This window comes from Brevundimonas sp. GW821-FHT02A10 (assembly GCF_059422025.1).
Window position 1 is genome coordinate 95,733 of the sequence record NZ_JBWKWC010000007.1, and the last position, 18,598, is coordinate 114,330.

Here is an 18,598-nt window from a genome sequence, read left to right on the forward strand (position 1 = left end):
CGATTTTCGGCCGGTTACGTCCCTCATAGCCTGCGCCTCCCCACCCCGGAGGTCCTGCCCATGCCGTCCATCCCCTATGTCGCGCGCCAGTTCGACGCCGCCCATCCGCATCTGGCCAACTCCGCCGGAACCGCCGCCCAGCTCGCCAACGAGAGCTATATCGACGCCCTGGCCAAGCTCGTCTTCTACTGGGGCTATCCGGCGGTCGACGGCTTTGGCCGAACCAGCGGGTGGGAGGTGATGAAGGACGGACCGGGCGCGACCATGGGCCTGTTTCCCGGCGCGCCGAAGAACACCATGGGATACCTCGACGACTATATCCCGCCGGCCCAGCGCAGGGTCGTCACGCCCAACAACGACACCATCTATGGCGCCGGCTTCGCGGATCTGGCCGTCGACGCGGTGGTGATCCAGACGCCGACGAACGCGCCCCCGGGCCACTACTGGACGATCCAGATCGCGGATCTCTTCACGACCGTGATCCATCAGCTGGGTTCTGCGTCGGGCACGCCGGGCGGCAAATTCCTGCTCGTCGGGCCCAACTGGAAGGGCGAGACGCCTGACGGCTTCATCGAGGTTCTGCGCTCGCCCACCAATGTCACGGGCCTGTTCGGCCGCAGCTTCACGGCCCACTCGGCGGACTCGAAGGCCGAGGCGCGCCGGGTTCTGAACCAGATCGGCGTCTATCCTCTCAGCCAGAACACGCCGGAGCTGAAGACCTTCGACTGCGAAGCGATCGCCGCCAACAAGGTCTATCCCGCCGGTCTGACGGCCGAGATGCTGAAGGCCGATCCCGATCTTCTGCGCGTGCGGCCGGTCAATGTCGTGACCTTCTGGGACGATCTGCGCCGGGCTCTGGACGCCAATCCGCAGGTTTCGCCGGACGATGCGCCCATGGCGGATCAGGCGCGCACCCTGCTGGCCCTGCGCGACAGCAGTCCGGACTGGAAGGCGCGGATCGACCGCGCCGCGATCCTGGCCGAGGCGGAGCTGTTCGAGACGGCGAAATACCACCAGATCGGCGTCGCCGCGGGCGGCGGCTGGCAGCGTCAGGAAAACGGCGGCCTCTGGGGCACGGACTGGTTCGGCCGGGCGCTCGCCGCCGTCATCTACATCTACGTCAACGACTACCACGAGGCGATCTACTTCGTCCGGGGCACGGACTCCGAAGGCGCCCTGCTGCAGGGGCGCTACGCCTACGCCGTGACCTTTCCGAAGGACGGTTTGCCGCCGGTGGACCGGTCGCGCGGCGGCTTCTGGTCCCTGACGATGTACGACGCCGACTACTACATGCGCCCCGACAGCCCGAACGGCCGGACCAACCTCGGCACGGTCAATATGGACGCCGACGAACTTGTCTTCGCCCCGGACGGCTCCCTGACCCTGACCCTGTCGAACCGCGAGCCCGATGACGCCACGGCCCGCGCCAACTGGCTGCCGGCGCCGGATGGGCAGTTCGCGCTTCTGGTCCGGACCTATGTGCCGACCGAGGCCGTATTGAACGGCGCCTACAGCCTGCCCGAGGTGGTGCGTCTGTCAGGGCGCTGAACGGCGCTATCGGATGTCATGGCCGTCGCAGCACCGAGGTCGTGGCCTTGACCGCATCAGGCCGACAGACAGGGGAAGGCGCAATGAAGGGGCGTGGGGAAGCTTGATGCCTCTCAGCGGCGCGGCCGCTTCTGTCTGGGCCACAGCAGAACCACCCCGATGCCGATGCTGCCCAGAAACGCGACCCCGTAGGGCAAGACCTGAAACCAGTGAATGTCGCTCGAGCCTTGCGGCAGCTCCGGCGAAAGGCCGAACAGTTCACGGATCTCGTTCGCCGATCCGCTTCCTTTCGGGAAAACAAAGGCGCCGCTACAGACGCCCTGGAGAATAATGTAGTCCGCAGGGCCGTTCCAGGAGGGTGGCTCGTCGTTCTTCATGAGAACGAAGACGTAGTCGCCGTCCAGCGCCTCCGGCACGTTGATGTTGGTCGACCGCTCCCATGCCACCGTGATCCTTCGGTCTGGATCGCCCGACAGGACCCGCGTGACCGAGACGGAAAAGGGTTTGTAGCGGTCTTCCCCTCTCTGATAATTTTTCACCCGACCGCTAACCACCACGTCGGCTCGCAAGGCGAACGCCGGATCGGTAGGGGAGCCTAGGGCACAGGCCTCGGCAGAGCTGGCCAAGACCGTCGCCGCGATCGCGGCGATACAGGAGATGACAAGTCTGCGCCTCATGAACACACCCGCTTCTGGTGCGAATGGGTATGCAAGAGCGAGCTTAAGGAGTGGTGTGGCGATCGGCTTCACGCCGGGCCGATGGTCGCCCACCGGCCCGGCGCGTCCGTTTCCTCAGAAGGCGTAGCGGATCGAGGCCTGCATCGTGCGCGGGGCGCCGGTGGAGGCGTAGAGGCTGGAGCTGGCGCTCGTCCCCGTGCCCAGCGAGCCGTAATACTGCTCGTCGAACAGGTTGAGGATGTTCAGCTGCAGGGAGGTGCCCTTCGCGCCGAAATAGCCCAGGTCGAAGCGAGCGTCGGCGTTGACGACCGTGTACGAGGGCACGGCGACGTCGTTCAGGTCGGTCAGCCAGCGCTCGCCGACGTATTTGGCCTGGATGCCCGCCTGGAGCGGACCGGCCTCGTACTGGACGCGCAGGCCATAGGTCCAGTCCGGCACCTCGACCAGGCTCTTGCCGCCGACCGCGACCGTGGCGCCGCTGTCGATGTAGTCGCTCTTGATCTCACTGTCGTTGTACGAGGCCGTGGCGTAGATCGACAGGGGCTCGATCGGCGAGAAGCCGACCTGGAAGTCGACGCCCTTCAGATCCACGTCGCCGACGTTACGGTCGGCGCTGATGCCCGTTTCCTGGTCATAGGTGGTCAGGATGCGGTTCTGGAACTTGGTGTACCAGACGCTGGCCGAGGCGATCAGGGTTCCGGTCTGGTAGCGGTAGCCCAGATCGAAGGTCTTGCTCTTCTCGGGATTGGCGATCGGGCTGACCAGCTCGCCTGAGCTGTTGTAGCTGACGGTGTAGAGGTTGTCCGTCCGCGGCAGGGTCAGGCTCTCGGCATAAGAGGCGTAGACGCTGCTGGTCCCGTCGAAATTCCAGCTCGCATTCAGGTTCGGAAGGATGTCGTTGAACTCCTTCGTGCGGCTGTAGGGGGCGATGTAGTCGACCGTGCTCGTGCCGAAGCGATACAGGGTGTAGGCGCTGGTCGAGTTGGGCGAGACGGTTGCGGTCTGGCTGGTGCACAGCACCGTGCTGGAGCCGCTGCGCGAATAGCAGTTCTGGTTCATCTCGCGCTTGAAGTAGGGGGCGCGCAGGCCGGCGCTGACGCGCAGCTTGTCCTCGAAGAACTTGCCCCGATACTCCAGCGCGAACTGGTTCAGGATGGCGTAGGACAGGCGGTCGCGCGAGCGCAGGTCATAGCCGTCGAGGTTGGTGACGCGGTTGCTCTCGTCCTTCAGCCCGCCCCAGATGTCGACGAACTCCGGCGCGGTGGGATCGGAGAAGTCGATATAGCCGTACTGGCCGGTCTGGCGGTGGCGCGCCCAGTCCAGCGTGTAGGCGGCGCGGATCGACTGGTTGTCGCTCAGGTTCCAGATCAGCGACGAGTTGATGCCGTAGCGCTGGGTGTGGGTGTTGGACGGCGCCATCACGCGCACGGTGTCGAGCGTGTCGCCGTCGCCGTTCAGGTCCACGCCGCCGGTGGTCTTGGAGCCGCGCAGCAGGGCGTTGGTCTCGGTCAGGGTGGTCTGCTGCGAGCCGCCGTTGGCCAGGACGTACTGGAACGACGGGTCGAAGGTGAAGATCAGCCCCTTGGCCAGGGTGAAGCGCGACTGGGCGCGGATATTGCCCGTGTCCGACGGATTGATCCGCAGGCCCCAGTAGCTGGTGGAGTTCGAGTCGACGTCGGCCGTGCCGTTGCGGAAGGTCGGGGCGGTATAGGTGCGGTTATAGTCCACGCCCCAGCCGAACGGGCTGGTGTCGACGTCCGAGGTGATGCCGCCGTTGCCGTCGGAATAGAGGTAGGGGCCGTTGTAGTTGTTGTTCCGGTTGCGGTTCCAGTGGAAGGCGATCGAGACGAAGTCGCCGTTGTCGCGCAGGGGCTGGTAGATCTTGGCGTTGTACTGGGTCTTGTGCAGGTCGCCGAGGCCCTTGAACTTGTCATAGGACTGGTCCGAGTAGGCGAACCAGGCGCGCGTGCCCCAGGGACCGACGGCGCCGGTGTTCACCAGGGCCATGATGCGGTTGTAGTCGAAGTCGCCGATCGAGCCCTGGATCCAGCCGCCGAAGTCCTGCGTCGGGGTCAGGGACGAGATGTTGATCGTGCCGCCCGTCGCCGAGGCGGTCGGGCTGTCGGCGTCGGTCGAGCCGGTGTTCACCGAGGCCTTTTCGATCAGCTCGGAGTCCAGCTGCTGGTTCGTATAGAGCGAGTAGTTGCCCGAGTCGTTCAGCGGCATGCCGTCGAAGGTCTGGGCGATGCGCGCGCCGTCGAAGCCATGCAGGCGGATGTTGCCGCCCGACGATCCATAGGGGTCGTTGTTGGTGAAGTTCATGCCGGGGACGAGGTTCAGGACCTCGTTGATCGACTGGCCGGCGGCCTGGGTCGAGATGAACTCCTGGGTGACGGTGGAGCGGCTCTTGCCGACCGTCTCGGCCACGATGACCCCGTCGATGGTGCGCGGGCCGCGGTGGCCGGTCACGACGACCTGTTCGACTTCCACGGCCTCGGTGCCCGTGGACTGTGCGAAGGCGGTCGGCGCGATCATCAGGCCGCCGAACAGGGCGGTGGTCGCCCAATAGAGCCGTTTTCTCTGCAGCATGTTCTTCAAATCCCCATGAAGCGGCCGCCGGGCGTGTTCCCTGTTTCGGCCAATATTCGCTGCATAGGTTCGGCGATTGAGAGATTTGAATATATTTTGTTAAACTAATACGACGATCAAGGTTACAGGGACATATTGCTTCAGTTCTGAAAAGTAACTCTACAACGAAGTCGATTTTGTAACTCTGTATTTCATTGCTGTTATAATGTCTCTGCTTTGTGTTGGGTGAGCGATGTTGTGCGGCGTCTGAGCCAGAGCTCCGCTGCGATCAGGTTCGGGACCCAGCACAGAAAGGAAATCGCGCGGTACCAGGGCAGGAAGTCGAGGCCGAAGATCTGCACCAGCGGCAGGTAGATCCGGAGCGTCACGGCAGCCAGGGTCAGGGCCCAGGAGCGGATCATCCAGCGGCGGTGGTCGGAGATGCGCCCCTGAACTGCCGCGCGCCAGCCCAGCAGCGTCGTCGCCAGCCAGATCACCGCCAGGCTGCCGAAGCCCGCCGTGGCGATGGGCCCGGCGCTCGACCGGCTCGACAGGATCAGCCCGGCCACGCCGCCGACCAGCACCCCCAGCACATAGACCCGCCCGACCCAGCGGTGCGGCGGCGTGCGGCCTTTCCGCCATGCCGGGATGAACTGCACCGACCCCAGCACCAGCGCGATCACCGCCCCCGCCACATGGATGATGAGGAAGGGCACGCCCAGCGGATTGCCCAGCGCCTGCTGTGGCGTCTGCGGCGGATGGATCAGATATTTCGACGCATAGCCCGCGATGCCGAGGCACATCAGGGCGATCAGCAGCCAGCCGATACGGGTGGGCCAGGACATCTTCTGAAGAGCGTATGGAGGAAGAGCGGTCATCGCGTTCCCTCCGCCTTGGCCAGCAGGCGGCCGTCGCCATAGTCGCCGTCCAGCCGCCCGGTCTTCGCCCAGTCCAGCACGGCCTGATAATAGCCGGGCGCATAGCCCAGCGAGGTGCGGCGGCCGTCCGGACCGGTCTCGAACCGGACGATGCCGTGATCGGTGTCGGGATATTCCAGCAGGGTGATCGGCCGTCCGTGCGCCGACAGGTCGATCAGGCGGCGGCGGGTGGCGTCGGGCGGGGCGCCGGTGTCCTTCTCGGCCTGGATCCACAGCATCGGCGTGTTCAGGCTGCTGAGGACGGGCAGGGGATCATAATCCCACGAGGTCCCGGCATCCATCTGCGGCGCCATGGCGATGATCTGGTCGTTGGGCGCGTTCAGCAGCAGGCCGGTGAACTCCCCCTTGATGTCGGCGAACCAGGGCTCGGCGCGATAGCGGGCGCGTACGGCCTCCAGACCCCCGAAGCCGACCGCGCCCCGCGAGGCCACGAAGGCGCCCGTGACGTCGGTGATCTTCCTCGCCTCTTCCAGAACCTCGGGGCCCCAGCCCTTCGCCTTCAGGTCCAGCATGACCTGATCGCTGTCCTCGGCCAGAACCCCATAGGCGAGACCGAAGCCGACGGTGACGAAGTCGACCGGCGTCAGGCTGGCGGCCAGCGGCGCCACCCAGCCGCCCTGGCTGCCGCCGTGCAGACCGACCCGGCCCGCCCGGGCGCCCGCCAGCCGGCGCGCCTCGATCACCGCCGCCGCCGCGTCTTCGGCGAGGACGTGGAAGTCCTGGGTGTAGCGGCCTTCCGATCCGCCCGAACCGCGCTTGGCATAGACGAAGACGCCGACGCCCGAGGCGGGGGCGAACCGCTGGAAGGCGTTGAAGTCCAGCGCATTGGCGCCTTCCGACCCGTGCACCTCGACCATGATGGGGACCGGGCCTTCGCCGGGCGGCAGGACCAGCCGTCCCTTCAGGCGAACGCCGCCGTGACCCACGAAGGTCGTCTCCTGCGCGTTCAGAACCACCCGTTGGCCGGGATGACCATCAAAGACGATCCGGCCGTCCTCGCAGGTCCCGAGCTGGGGTTGCGGACCCTCGACGCGGCGGGTCGAGCCCAGGGTGCTGACCCAGCGGCCGTCCGCGCCGAACATCATCCGCGAACTGGATCCATCCAGCCGACGCCAGTGCAGCCCCGCGTTCGCGGTCGGCGCCATATCCACCCAGCTGCCGTCGTCCAGCCGATAGACGCCGACATGGCAGACCACCGCGGGATCGGGCCGGTCATTGACGTCAGAGCCGGGAATCTGCGCCCGGGCGGGCAGGGCGAACAGGGATGCGGCCGCGAGAGCGGCGGCGACAAGGGGCGAGAAGCGGTAATACGACACGGGGTTTCCTGTTCGGGCAAATGCGTTTCGACGACCGCCATTGCCGGTCGCCCGACGGCTCGCTAGGCCTGACTGCGCGAACGGCGCCCAATCTGCGTGAATGGGGGTGCGCGAACGGGGCGGCTTTGACGATGAGGGGGACGATGAGCGGAAGGCGGTGGGCGATCGACCTCGGCATCCTGATCGCCATGGGCCTGCTGATGGGGTTCATGGGGCCGTTCGATTCCGAGCACAGGCCGGCCCTGCTCCTCTATGGCTACTGGCTGATCTGCATCGTCGGCGGCGGGCTGATCGGAATTGTGCTGGACCATTGGCTCAGCCGGTTCATTCCGGGGGTCTGGTGGCGGGTTGCGGCGGTTTCGGTGCTGATGACGCCGCCCGTGACCCTGCTGGTCCTGGTCACCCAGGTCGTCCTTATGGAACAGCCCTTTGGATGGTCGCCCTGGCTGAATCTGCTCTGGCAGGTCTGGCCCATCGTTCTGGCGGTCATGGTCGTGCGCGCCCTCGCGTGGCGGCGTCTGCCGGCTCGCGTCGAGACCCGCACCGTCGTCGCCGCACCCTTGCCGGAAGCCGAGGCCGCCTTCCGCCGCCGCCTGTCCGCCAAACGTCGCACCGCCCGCCTGATCGCGGTTGAGGCGTACGACCACTATCTGAAGGTCCATACCGATGCGGGCGAGGAGCTGATCACCCTGCGCTTCGCCGACGCCCTCGAGGATCTCGCTCTCGCCCACGGCTGGCGCGTCCACCGTTCCTGGTGGGTCGCCGCCGACGCCGTTGAGGCCGTCCGCTGGCGCAAGGGGGCAGGGGAGATCCAGCTGGCCGGCGGCCTGACCGCCCCCGTCAGCCGCAGTCACGCCCCGGTGCTGCGCGAGGCCGGCTGGTTTTGAGCGGCTCAATCCTTGTGAACGCTCTCAATTTTTCATTGCCAGCCGGAACGAAGTTCGCCTAGCCTGACCCCAAATGGACCGGGCCTGAAGGCGCGGCCGACCCTTTGGGAGGGATTTCGAGATGACGCCAGCGCAACTCAGCGTGGCCTTCTTCCTGCAGATGGCCGTGATCATCGCCGCCTGCCGCGCCGTCGGCTGGCTGGTCAAACGCTACTTCGGCCAGCCCCAGGTGGTGGGCGAGATGATCGCCGGGGTGATCCTCGGCCCGTCCCTGTTCGGCCTGCTGGCGCCGGATATCCAGGCCTTCATCTTCCCCAAGGACTCGAAAGAGGTCCTGTTCGTCGGCGCCCAGTTCGGCATCGGCCTCTATATGTTCCTCGTCGGCCTCGGCTTCCGCGGCGACCACTTCAGGACCAATGCGGCCAGCGCCGCGGCGGTGTCCCTGTCGGGGATGGCCGCGCCCTTCCTGATCGCCGCCCTGATCGCGCCCTGGCTGATGAGCCACAACCTGTTCGGCGAGGGCATCAACAGCCTTCAGGCCTGGCTGTTCATGGGCGCGGCCATTTCGATCACCGCCTTCCCCATGCTGGCCCGGATCATCCATGAGCGGGGCCTGAGCAATACGCCTCTTGGAACCATGGCGCTGTCGGCCGGGGCGATTGACGACGCCGGCGCCTGGTGCGTGCTGGCCGTGGTCCTGGCCACCTTCGGCGACGGCGCGCCCGTGGCGATCAAGGCCATCGGCGGCGGCGTGGCCTTCGTCGCCTTCATGCTGACCGTCGGCCCACGCCTGCTGGCGCCCCTGGCCCGGATGGCCGAGCGCGAGCAGCGGGTCAGCCCGACCATCCTCGGCATCGTCCTGATCCTGTTCCTGCTCTGCGCCTTCTTCACCGACGCCATCGGCATCCATGCGGTCTTCGGCGGCTTCATCCTGGGCGTCGTCATGCCGCGCGGCGTGCTGAGCCGCGAGCTCAAGCGCCAGCTCGAGCCCTTCGCCCTGGTGGTGCTGGTGCCGATGTTCTTCGCCTATTCGGGGCTGAACACCCAGCTGACCATGGTCAACAGCCTGGGTCTGGTGGCCATGGCGGCGGTGATCCTGATCGCCTCGGTCGCGGCCAAGGGCGGGGCCTGCTGGGCCGCCGCCCGCGTCACCGGCCAGGACAACGCCACCGCCATGGGCATCGGCGCCCTGATGAACGCCCGGGGGCTGATGGAGCTGATCATCATCAACATCGGCCTGCAGCGCGGCATCATCGGCCCGGCCCTGTTCTCGATGCTGGTGCTGATGGCCATCGTCACCACCCTGATGGCCTCGCCCCTGTTCGAGCTGGTCTATGGACGCAAGGCCCGCGCCCGCGGCGACCTCGGCGCCCTGAACGAGCTGGAAGAGGACGAAGGTCCGGCGGCGGGGGCGGTGACGCCTTAAGCCCGGATGTCGGCGAGGAGGCCGGTGGCTCCGGTCTTGCGGGCCGACTCCTCGACCGTCTCCTTGATCTTGGCGGCGATCTTCTCCTCCATCGCCTTGCGCTCGTCCGGCGACATGGCGGCCAGCTGATCCTCGCTGACGCCCATCTGCTGCAGGATCGCCGCCCGCATCCGCTCGGCCGGGCTCATGGCCGCGAACTTCTCGAATTCCTCGCGGGCGTTCGAGGCGGGGGGAGAGGCCGACAGGCTGTCGCTGGCGCCCACGTCGGGCTTGCCGAGCGTCGCCCGGGTCTGGAGGAGACCGAGGGGCAGGCTGGAGGCGGCGGAAACGGTCATGGCGCTCTTCCCGGTGGATGCGCCATCGCTCAAGCAAACGCCGTGCTAAGAACGGCCTCGCGAATTCAACGGCTTGGCTTCACCGCTGAAACAGAACTCAGCAAAGCTTGCCGGGCAGGCGGCGCCAATGGCCGCCGGCGCGGTGGGCGATCTCCGGGATGTGACGAGGTTTTACAGTGTCCGCCAAGGACCGGTGTTAGGTCTGCCCTTGTCAGGCGGGTCCGTTCTACGACCGCGGTCGTCTGACGGCGGCCCGGCCTATTTCCCCCCTCCGGACCGGGTCGCCACCCCATCTCTTCCTAGAGCGAAGAGGCAAAGCCCCAGATCAGCGCCCCGGCCGCGCCCAGCAGCGGGACATAGGTCAGCAGCATCCCGAACATCCGCTGCGCCGCAGGCGGCTTGCCCTCTCGGGTCACGAACATCCCCCAGGCGTGCAGGAGGCGGCCCACGAAGAACGACCCGCCGACCGCATGGATCGACCAGACGGGGAAGCCGCCCAGCGCCATCAGGGCCAGGGCGATCAGGGCGATGGGCATATATTCGGCGGCGTTGCCGAACGCCCGGCTGGCGGCGGCGACTTCCGCCTTGCCACCGTCGCCGAGGGAGACCTTGTGCTTGCGCCGGTTTGCCGAGGTCAGGGCCGACAGGACCAGCAGCAGCAGGACGCAGAGTCCGGTCCACAGGCCCGCCGCATGGATTGCGCCGCTCATACTCAGTCCTCCCGCCCGACCGGATACAGCCGATAGCGCTGATCATAGAACGGCGTCCGCTCGTAGAACCAGCCCAGGCGCGCGTCCGGAGCGGCGGCGAAGGCGGGCTCGGCGGCCAGCCTGGCCTCGAACTCGGCCTTCAGGGCCGGGTCGGCAGCCAGCATCTTCTCGGCCATCGGGGCGATGGCGTAGCCCTCGATATATTCGACGCGGTTCAGGATCTCGGGGAACATGCCCCAGGCGAAGAAGCTCTCCGACGACTGCGGCTCCAGCAGAAGCACGACGATGTCGCCCATCGGCTGGTCCGTCGGCACCCGCACCGAGCCTGCCGGATACACCCAGTCGTGGCGCTCGGCCTCGACCGTCTTCACCGAAATCTGGACGTGGCCTTCATTGGTGCGGGGCGCGACGACCGGATCCTCCAGCCGCAGCAGATCGACCGACACGGTGCGCGGCGCCGTCAGCGTCTCCATCTGGACCCCGTGCATCTTCAGCCGTTCGATCACGTCGGTCCGGTACGACGGCACCCAGTAGGCGGTCGGCCGGTTCAGCGTCAGGGTCGGATGCGACGCGAAATACGGCACCTGCCACAGGACCGGATCGGGCTGGCCGAGCCAGCGCAGTTCCTTACCGCCCGAGGCGACGCTGTCGTAGGTCTCGTACAGGATGCCCTTGAACGCCCGGGTGTAGGACGGCTTGTCGTCGGGGGCGAAATTGGCGGGGATTTCCGTCGGGCGCAGCGCCTTGTCGGCGGCGATGGCGGCCTTCAGATCGGCGCCCTTGTTCGCCAGCAGGGTCAGGGCCTCTTCCAGGAAGACATAGGTCCCCAGCACCCGCTGCTCATGCGGCTTCAGGCTATGGTTCTCGATCAGGATGGTCGGGACGTGGGCCGCCGAGCCCCAGCCGTTGGAATAGCGCTCGGCCAGACCGCCGTCGTTCATCCCGGCCTTGGGATTGCGGTCGTCGATGGCGAAGACCAGCTCGCCCGGGATATGGCCCTGGGCTTCCAGCGCCCCGTTCATGGCCGGCTTCAGCGTCCCGTCCAGCCAGGCCGAGATGGCCGGCGAACGCGTATAGCCGCCGTTCTCGCCGTTGAAGCCGTAGGTGACGTCGTACTGGTAGTCGATGCCGTCGGTGACGTGGATATCGACATACAGGGTCGGGTCGTACTTCTCGATCAGCCCCATGACCGCCTGCATCTCGGTCTGGTCCAGCTTCATGAAGTCGCGATTGAGGTTCTGGTTGGTCGCGGTGTGACGCCAGCCCTGGATGCGCGGCCCGCGCTGGTTGGGGCGGCTGTAGGCCGAGGCCCGCTCGTGCCCGTCGACCGACAGGATGGGGATCAGGATCAGATTGACCTTGTCCAGCAGTCCGTCCTTGCCGTTGAAAGCGATGTCCCTGAGCAGCATCATCCCGGCGTCCTTGCCGTCGATCTCGCCCGGGTGGATGCCGGCCTGGGCCAGCAGCACGGGCTTCGACGGATCGAAGGTCGCGCCGTCCTTCGAAGCGATGACGGCATAGATCGGCCGGCCTTCCGGCGAGACGCCGAACTGTTCGATGCGGATCAGGTCCGAGGCCGCGTCCAGCCGGTCGAACCAGGCGCGGGTGTCGGCGTAGTTGGGCGAGAAGTCATGCTCCGGATCGGCCTCGAAGCCGCTGGCCCAGGGATCCGAGGCGGGCCGCAGCAGGGCCTTCGACGCTCCGTCCCAGGCGGGCGCGGGCGGCAGGAAGGGCTGATCCCACGGGGCGACGTTGGACACGGACGCGGGCGGGGTCTGGGACATGGCGAAACTCGGGAACAGGGCCGCGCCCAACACCACCAGAGAGGCGGCGATCAGGGGCTTGGCAGGCAGACGGGGGAAAGGCATGGCCCGGATTGGTCTCCTGATCCGGCTCCGATGGCAAGTCCGGCTCAGCCCTTTGGAGCAGGGGCCGTCGCTGAGGCCGCCACACCGGCCTTGGTCGTCTGCGGAGCGCCGAACCCCGCCGGCATACAGGCGATGGCGAGGTAGATGATCACATGCAGCCCCACCGTGATCGCGAACAGCCGGGGCTTGCGCGCCAGGGCCGCCGGGACGATCAGCGCCACATACAGGAGGAAGGACGCCGCATAGTTGATGACGATCATCATGGCGTCGGGCCGTCCGAGGATTTGCGCCATGCTGAACACCACCATCATCAGGTTGGCGGCGACGGTCAGCAGCAGGACTACCTTCTTGTTGGCCCAGAAATACTCATCCAGATCCATGCCGTCACGGATGCTGTGCGGGAACACCAGCGAGGCCGCGATGAAATAGACCAGGGCGATGGCCAGGCCGATCACCAGCATGCCGTAGCTGAACGGCGCGTCGCGGAACATGTGCCAGGCCGCGTCCCAGAAGGTGGCGATATCCAGTGACACGAACAGGGCCAGCAGCAGGGTCAGCCAGCCGATGCGGATCGACTTGCGATGCTGGATCGAGGTCGCCAGCCCGGTCGCGATCACCGCCACGGAAAGGCCCAGCACCATGCCGTAGAAGCTGAAGAAGAACTCGAACGCGCTCATTTATCGGCCTCCGGACTCGCGGGCGCCCGCACCGACCAGCCGCCCGTGGCGACCAGGGCCGTGACCGAGCGGCCGATGGTGTAGCTGTGATAGGCCAGCAGGATGGCCAGGGCCGCGATGACCACCTTCTTGCTGCGCGCGAAGGCGGCGACCAGGGTCAGGGTCGTGAACAGGGCCAGGCCGTAGAGAACGACTGGCTTGATCACGAGCGAGAACTCGCCGGTGGCGGTCGTCACGATCATGAACAGGGTCGCCATGATCAGATTGGCGCTCAGCACGCATAGCAGCACGATCCGGCGCTGCCCCCAGAAGTGGTCATCCATCGACTGGCCGGGCGCGAGCTTGTTCGGGAAGGTCAGGGTCGCGGCGACATAGAAGATCCCCGCCACGAACAGGCCCAGGATCAAGAGGGCGAAACTGTAGGGCGCGAACCTCAGGATCACCCAGGCCTGGTTCCAGAAGGTGGCGATGTCGATCGCCACGAAGATCGCCAGCATCGGCGTCAGCAGGCCGAAGCGGATGTCCTTCCTCTGGTGCAACAGGCGGGTGAAGCCGCCCACCAGCTCCGCCGCCGAAAAGCCCAGCAGCAGGCCGTAGAAGCTGAAGAAGAACTCGAACGCGCCCATAGGACCCCCGGGTGAACAAGCGTCACCTTAGGCGGGCGTTCCGATTCCGTCACCCGTGGCCGATCACGCGGACGGGCGCGACGAGCCTATTTCCAGATCGGCGTCCCGTCGCCGGGCAGGCCCAGCCGGTCCCACAGGTCGTTGACCCGTTCCACGACCGCTTCGTCCATGCGGATTTCCTCGCCCCATTCGCGCTTGGTCTCGGGCGGCCATTTGTCGGTGGCGTCCAGGCCGATCTTGGAGCCCAGGCCGCTCTCGGGGCTGGCGAAGTCGAGGTAGTCGATGGGGGTGGATTCGATGACGGTGATGTCGCGCGCCGGGTCCATCTTGGTCGAGATGGCCCACATGACGTCCTTCCAGTCGCGGGCGTCGATATCGTCGTCCACGACGATGACCCACTTCGTGTACATGAACTGGCGCAGATAGCTCCAGACGCCCAGCATCACCCGCTTGGCGTGGCCCGGATAGGCCTTCTTCATCGACACCACGGCGATGCGGTAGGAACAGCCCTCGGGCGGCAGCCAGAAGTCGGTGATCTCAGGGAATTGGGCGCGCAGCAGGGGAATGAACACCTCGTTCAGCGCCTCGCCCAGCACGCTCGGCTCGTCCGGCGGCCGGCCGGTGAAGGTGGTCAGATAGATCGGGTCCTTGCGCATGGTGATCGCCGTCACCTGGAAGACCGGGAAGGTCTCGACCGAGTTGTAATAGCCGGTGTGGTCGCCGTAGGGGCCCTCGGGCGCGTGCTCGTCCAGCAGGACATGGCCCTCCAGCACGATCTCGGCATTGGCCGGCACCATCAGGGGCACGGTCTTGCAGGCGACCAGCTCGGCTTTCTGGCCGCGCAGCAGGCCGGCGAACTGATACTCCGACAGGGTGTCCGGCACCGGCGTCACGGCCGCCAGGATGGTGCCCGGATCGGCGCCGAGCACCACGGCGCAGGGCAGGGGCTCGCGCTTCCCGGCCTTCTTGTGCCGCTGATAGTGCTGGGCCCCGCCGCGGTGGGCCAGCCAGCGCATGATGGCCTTGTCCTTGCCCAGCACCTGCATCCGGTAGATGCCCAGGTTGAAATCGTCCTCGGCGCTGTCCGACGGACCCTTGGTGACCACCAGACCCCAGGTGATCAGCGGCGCCGGCTCACCGGGCCAGCAGCCCTGAACGGGCAGGGACGTCAGGTCGATCTGGTCGCCCTTCAGCACCACCTGCTGCACCGGCGCGGTCTTCACCACCTTGGGACGCATCGACATGACCGTTTGGGCCAGCGGCAGCATCTCCATCGCGTCGCCCAGACCGCGCGGGGGCGTCGGATTGCGCAGGAAGGCCAGCAACTCCCCGACCTCGCGCAGCTCCATGGCGGTCGTGCGGGTCTTCTTCTCCATGGTCACGCCCATGGCCACGCGCTTCACCGTGCCGAACAGATTGGCCAGGGCCGGGATCGGGCTGATGGAGCCGTCGGGCATCACCGGCTTTTCGAACAGCACTGCCGGCCCGCCGTTCCTCAGCAGCCGTGTCTGGATCTCGGTCATCTCCAGATGGGTGGAGACGGGCTCCGACACCCGCACCAGCTCGCCCTCGGCCTCCAGCATGGCCATGAAGTCGCGCAGGGATTTATAGGCCATGGGGTCTCGTCGGCGGGAGTCGATCTCTGGCCGAGGCTTAGGCGGCTGAGACGCCGGAGTCACCCTGTCCCATTGTCCAACCGGGGGGCGGCCCGACTTTACAGTCTTTTACTCGGGCTTTCCGCAGACCCGGGTTACGCCTTCGTCCATGGAGAAGACGCGGATCATCATGAAGGCGGCGGTCAGGACGGTCTGGGTTCGCGGCGCCGTGCTCGCGGCTTTTGGCCTGTCGTCGCTGGTCTGGTGGGCGCTCATCGACCTGATCCGTGCCTTGATCTTCACGGGCTAGGCCGGGGCAGCGGACCGGGTCTTGCGGCCCAGCGTCTTGTCCAGCCCGACAATCGCCAGTCCCACGATCAGGAAGAAGATCAGCAGGCCCGCATAGTTGATCAGCGCCCGGGTCCAGCCCAGCTTGTCGATGTCGATGAAGAAGTAGGGATACCAGTCGATCAGGGCGCCGTGGATCACGGTCCAAAGCCCATAGACCAGCGGAAACGCCAGCCACTTCACCGGATCGATCCAGCGCAAGCGCCCCTTGGGCGTGAACAGCAGCCAGTCCAGCACCACCGCCGCCGGCATCACGTAATGGACGACCCAGTTGCCTACCGCCGCCAGCCCCTCGGGCTTCCACGTCGCGCTCAGGATGAAGTGGAACACCAGCCCGACCACGGCGATATACATCGCCACCGCCGCCCGCACGCCTTCGCTGGCGGCCCAGCGCCCGATCCGCGCATTCGGCGCCAGAACCGGGGCGAGGAAGATCAGATTGGCCAGCACATTGGTCTGGGTGGTGAAGAAGCTGAAATAGACGACCGTGCTGCCGAGCGGAGAGGTGCTCATTCCCGTGACGACCGCCGCCCACCACTGATAGGCGATGGCCGTGCAGCCGATGGCCGCGAAGACGATCCGCCAGATCCGCGCGGCGTTACCCATCAGTAGGCGGGGACGTCCGACACCAGCGCCCAGAGCGGCAGGTGCAGGGCCCGGGTCGCCGCTTCCAGCTGGGCGCTGTCCAGGCGGCTGCGACCGGCCTCGCACCGGCGGATGACGTCAGGGCTGGCGTGGATGGCCTCGGCCAGGGCCTCGATCCCGACGCCACGCTGCTCGCGCCATCGCTTCAGCCGCCGCCCCGCCGATTGAAAGCGGGGATCGGCCTCGGGAAACTCCAGCACGACGCCCATCACGGACCTCCTCGGCGACTTCCTCGGCGCGCCTTCCGGAGGCGCGTTCAGCCAGTCTGATCCCATTTGAAGTCGGGGTCCAGCCAGTCGCCGAGCCGGCCGTCGGGCCGGGCCAGGGCGTGGATCTGCGCCATTTCGTCGTCCGACAGCTGGAAGTCGAAGATGTCGAAGCTCTCCTCGGCGCGGCTCACCTTGGTCGTGCGCGGAATGGCGATGACGTTCTGCTGGATCAGCCAGCGCAGGGTCACCTGACCGGCCGACTTGCCGTGGGCGCGGCCGATGGCGTTGATCACCGGATCGTCGGCGATCTTGCCTTGGGCCAGCGGCGACCAGGCCGTGATTGTGGAGCCCAGCTCATCGGCCGCCTTCAGCAGGGGGCTGAGGTTCAGATAGGGATGGTACTCGACCTGGTTGGTCACCAGCTTTGCCTTCGACAGCCCCTGCGCCTGCCGGAACTCGGCCGAGGGGAAGTTGGACAGGCCGATCGAACGCGTCAGGCCCTGATCCTTGGCCTCATTGAGCGCACCCAGGGTCTCGGCGAAGGTCGGGGTCTTCTTGGGCCAGTGCAGCAGCAGCAGGTCGGGGGTGAAGCCCAGGCTCGTCGCCGACTCCTTCGCCTGGGCCAGCAGGGCGTCGTGATGGAAGTGGGCGACCCAGATCTTGGTCGTCAGCCAGACCTCGTCGCGGGTCACATGACCGGCCTCGATGGCGTCGCGGATGCCGTCGCCGACCGCCGCCTCGTTCTTGTAGATCCAGGCCGTGTCGATGTGGCGATAGCCGATGCGCAGGGCCTCGGCGACCATCCGCCGCGCGTCCTCGGGCTCCAGCATCCAGGTGCCGAAGCCCAGCAGGGGAATGGACAGGCCGTCGATGTCGATGCGGGATTGTTCGGTCATGGCGCGCGCCTGTTCTGCAGAGGTGACCGCCTACCTATGCCGTCAGGCGGCGGGCGCAACCAGATCGTCGAAAATCTCGTCCCACAGCGGCTCCATTCCGGCCCGGAATGCGCCCTCATGCCCGATGCGCTTCACACCCTGTTCCGCCGGGGTTCGCGCCACGATCGTCTTCGGCGCATTCGGATAGACCCTCAGCAGCCGCTCGGCCGCTGCCGGCGTCGCGATCGGATCGTCGGTGAAGATCCAGGAGGTGATCGGCGCCGTTACAGTGTCGAAGGCGTTGGGCCTCAGCCGGTCGCCCAGCTCGTTCTCGAAATATTCGGGCTTCAGGCACCAGCGCTTCCAGGTCTCGAACACCCCGCGCGGCAGGTCGGTCCCGGCCCACAGGCCGCCGCCCTTCACATAGCCGTGCCGCCTCAGGCTGTGCGGCCCGAAACCGTGCCAGAAGAACAGCTCCAGCGGATTGTAGCTGCGGTGATGCAGGCCCCAATAGCCGACGCCCACGCTGACGAAGGCGTGGCGGGCGATGCGGTTCGGCTCGGGCATGAAGCCGACGAAATGGCCGCCGACGCTATGGCCCACGTGCAGGATAGGCAGGTCGGGCGCCGCGGCCTCCAGCGCCTCCACCGCCGCCGGCATGTCCCATCGGCCCCAGTCCGGATAGTCCATGACCATGGCGCCCAAATCTTCGGGCCGCGACCCGGCGATGCCCCGGAAGTCATAGGTCAGGACCGCCGCCCCTTTCGCCGCCAGATGCCGCGCGAACCGCTCGTAGAACCGCTTGGGGAAGCCCGTTCCCGACGACATCAGCACCGCATGCTTCGGCTCCGGATGCGCGATCAGCCGCATCGACAGCGGATAGCCGTCCACCGCTTCGTGGACGAAGTCGCGGATAGTCAGGGCAGGGGAGGGAGAATCGCTCACGAGGTCAGTCCTGTTTCAGGACGGACGATGACAGCTTGACCCGAGGTCAGGTCAAGCCTCTCCCGGGATCTTCGCATGCGCCTTCGACAGGCTCCGCGGCGCCTGCTTCCGCCACCGTCGCGCCAGCATCACCTTCAGCCAGTCCGGATCGACCGTCGCGATCCGCGCCAGCACCAGCGGGTGATCCCTGTAGTGGTCGGTGAAGTGAAACGTCGCCGGGTCCATCTCGATCAGCAGCTCGCGCTCGTCGAGGCTGTCCAGATGGACGACGATGCTGTCGTCGAGCTGCGGCCGGATCCAGGTCAGGAACTTGCCCGCCACCTTGAACGAGGGCTCGCCATAGGATGGGCCGTCCTCCACGCCCGGCAGGGCGAACAGCAGGGCGCGGAGTTCGGCGTGTGTCAC

The 18,598-nt window shown here is 66.7% G+C and carries 19 protein-coding genes; 3 read left to right on the forward strand and 16 right to left on the reverse strand.

The window, feature by feature from the left end; genetic code table 11:
* The first annotated feature begins 60 nt into the window (after positions 1 to 60).
* Positions 61 to 1,548 (forward strand): DUF1254 domain-containing protein, encoded by a 1,488-nt coding sequence (locus tag AC07U0_RS16620; RefSeq protein ID WP_494721088.1) that lies wholly within the window; start codon positions 61 to 63, stop codon positions 1,546 to 1,548.
* 113 nt (positions 1,549 to 1,661) lie between these two features.
* Here the strand turns inward: AC07U0_RS16620 and AC07U0_RS16625 are convergent, their stop codons facing one another.
* The 4 genes from AC07U0_RS16625 to AC07U0_RS16640 form a co-directional block, all read right to left on the reverse strand.
* Positions 1,662 to 2,297 (reverse strand): hypothetical protein, encoded by a 636-nt coding sequence (locus AC07U0_RS16625; RefSeq protein ID WP_494721089.1) that lies wholly within the window; start codon positions 2,295 to 2,297, stop codon positions 1,662 to 1,664.
* Positions 2,298 to 2,339: 42 nt separating this feature from the next.
* Positions 2,340 to 4,814 carry a TonB-dependent receptor gene (locus tag AC07U0_RS16630; RefSeq protein WP_494721090.1) on the reverse strand — a complete coding sequence of 825 codons (2,475 nt, stop codon included), beginning with the start codon at positions 4,812 to 4,814 and terminating at the stop codon, positions 2,340 to 2,342.
* 200 nt (positions 4,815 to 5,014) lie between these two features.
* Complete coding sequence (locus tag AC07U0_RS16635; RefSeq protein ID WP_494721091.1) at positions 5,015 to 5,671, reverse strand: DUF2306 domain-containing protein; 657 nt, start codon at positions 5,669 to 5,671, stop codon at positions 5,015 to 5,017.
* Positions 5,668 to 7,047, reverse strand: a complete 1,380-nt coding sequence (locus AC07U0_RS16640) for an alpha/beta hydrolase family protein (RefSeq protein ID WP_494721092.1) — start codon at positions 7,045 to 7,047, stop codon at positions 5,668 to 5,670. Before AC07U0_RS16640 ends, AC07U0_RS16635 begins: the two co-directional genes overlap by 4 nt.
* 143 nt (positions 7,048 to 7,190) lie before the next feature.
* Between AC07U0_RS16640 and AC07U0_RS16645 the strand changes: the two genes are divergently transcribed.
* Together AC07U0_RS16645 and AC07U0_RS16650 are read left to right on the forward strand one after the other, a co-directional pair.
* Positions 7,191 to 7,934: a LytTR family DNA-binding domain-containing protein gene (locus AC07U0_RS16645; protein ID WP_494721093.1), complete on the forward strand. Its 744-nt coding sequence runs from the start codon at positions 7,191 to 7,193 to the stop codon at positions 7,932 to 7,934.
* A 121-nt stretch (positions 7,935 to 8,055) separates the two neighbouring features.
* Positions 8,056 to 9,360: a cation:proton antiporter gene (locus tag AC07U0_RS16650; protein ID WP_494721094.1), complete on the forward strand. Its 1,305-nt coding sequence runs from the start codon at positions 8,056 to 8,058 to the stop codon at positions 9,358 to 9,360.
* Here the strand turns inward: AC07U0_RS16650 and AC07U0_RS16655 are convergent.
* The 12 genes from AC07U0_RS16655 to AC07U0_RS16710 all read right to left on the reverse strand — a co-directional run bounded on the left by AC07U0_RS16655 (position 9,357) and on the right by AC07U0_RS16710 (position 18,598).
* On the reverse strand, positions 9,357 to 9,695 hold the full coding sequence (locus AC07U0_RS16655) for a hypothetical protein (protein ID WP_494721095.1): 339 nt from the start codon (positions 9,693 to 9,695) through the stop codon (positions 9,357 to 9,359). The two genes, AC07U0_RS16650 and AC07U0_RS16655, sit on opposite strands and share 4 nt — an antisense overlap.
* A 299-nt stretch (positions 9,696 to 9,994) precedes the next feature.
* Positions 9,995 to 10,405 (reverse strand): MAPEG family protein, encoded by a 411-nt coding sequence (locus AC07U0_RS16660; protein ID WP_494721096.1) that lies wholly within the window; start codon positions 10,403 to 10,405, stop codon positions 9,995 to 9,997.
* Positions 10,406 to 10,407: 2 nt separating this feature from the next.
* Positions 10,408 to 12,189 (reverse strand): M14 family metallopeptidase, encoded by a 1,782-nt coding sequence (locus AC07U0_RS16665; RefSeq protein ID WP_494721190.1) that lies wholly within the window; start codon positions 12,187 to 12,189, stop codon positions 10,408 to 10,410.
* Positions 12,190 to 12,317: 128 nt separating this feature from the next.
* On the reverse strand, positions 12,318 to 12,950 hold the full coding sequence (locus AC07U0_RS16670) for a hypothetical protein (protein ID WP_494721097.1): 633 nt from the start codon (positions 12,948 to 12,950) through the stop codon (positions 12,318 to 12,320).
* On the reverse strand, positions 12,947 to 13,576 hold the full coding sequence (locus AC07U0_RS16675) for a hypothetical protein (RefSeq protein ID WP_494721098.1): 630 nt from the start codon (positions 13,574 to 13,576) through the stop codon (positions 12,947 to 12,949). The genes AC07U0_RS16670 and AC07U0_RS16675 overlap by 4 nt, the downstream gene beginning before the upstream one ends.
* An 86-nt stretch (positions 13,577 to 13,662) precedes the next feature.
* Positions 13,663 to 15,192 carry a UbiD family decarboxylase gene (locus AC07U0_RS16680; protein ID WP_494721099.1) on the reverse strand — a complete coding sequence of 510 codons (1,530 nt, stop codon included), beginning with the start codon at positions 15,190 to 15,192 and terminating at the stop codon, positions 13,663 to 13,665.
* A gap of 108 nt (positions 15,193 to 15,300) precedes the next feature.
* On the reverse strand, positions 15,301 to 15,447 hold the full coding sequence (locus AC07U0_RS16685) for a hypothetical protein (protein ID WP_494721100.1): 147 nt from the start codon (positions 15,445 to 15,447) through the stop codon (positions 15,301 to 15,303).
* A gap of 30 nt (positions 15,448 to 15,477) precedes the next feature.
* The gene (locus AC07U0_RS16690; RefSeq protein ID WP_494721101.1) at positions 15,478 to 16,125 is read right to left on the reverse strand and encodes a Pr6Pr family membrane protein; all 648 of its coding nucleotides are present in this window, start codon (positions 16,123 to 16,125) and stop codon (positions 15,478 to 15,480) included.
* Positions 16,125 to 16,373, reverse strand: coding sequence for a helix-turn-helix domain-containing protein (locus AC07U0_RS16695; protein ID WP_494721102.1), 249 nt, complete (start codon positions 16,371 to 16,373; stop codon positions 16,125 to 16,127). The genes AC07U0_RS16690 and AC07U0_RS16695 overlap by 1 nt, the downstream gene beginning before the upstream one ends.
* Positions 16,374 to 16,420: 47 nt before the next feature.
* Positions 16,421 to 17,269 carry an aldo/keto reductase gene (locus tag AC07U0_RS16700; RefSeq protein WP_494721103.1) on the reverse strand — a complete coding sequence of 283 codons (849 nt, stop codon included), beginning with the start codon at positions 17,267 to 17,269 and terminating at the stop codon, positions 16,421 to 16,423.
* 42 nt (positions 17,270 to 17,311) lie between these two features.
* A complete protein-coding gene (locus AC07U0_RS16705) occupies positions 17,312 to 18,193 on the reverse strand; it encodes an alpha/beta hydrolase family protein (protein WP_494721104.1) in 882 nt (293 codons plus the stop codon).
* Positions 18,194 to 18,244: 51 nt separating this feature from the next.
* Positions 18,245 to 18,598 (reverse strand): MmcQ/YjbR family DNA-binding protein, encoded by a 354-nt coding sequence (locus AC07U0_RS16710; protein WP_494721105.1) that lies wholly within the window; start codon positions 18,596 to 18,598, stop codon positions 18,245 to 18,247.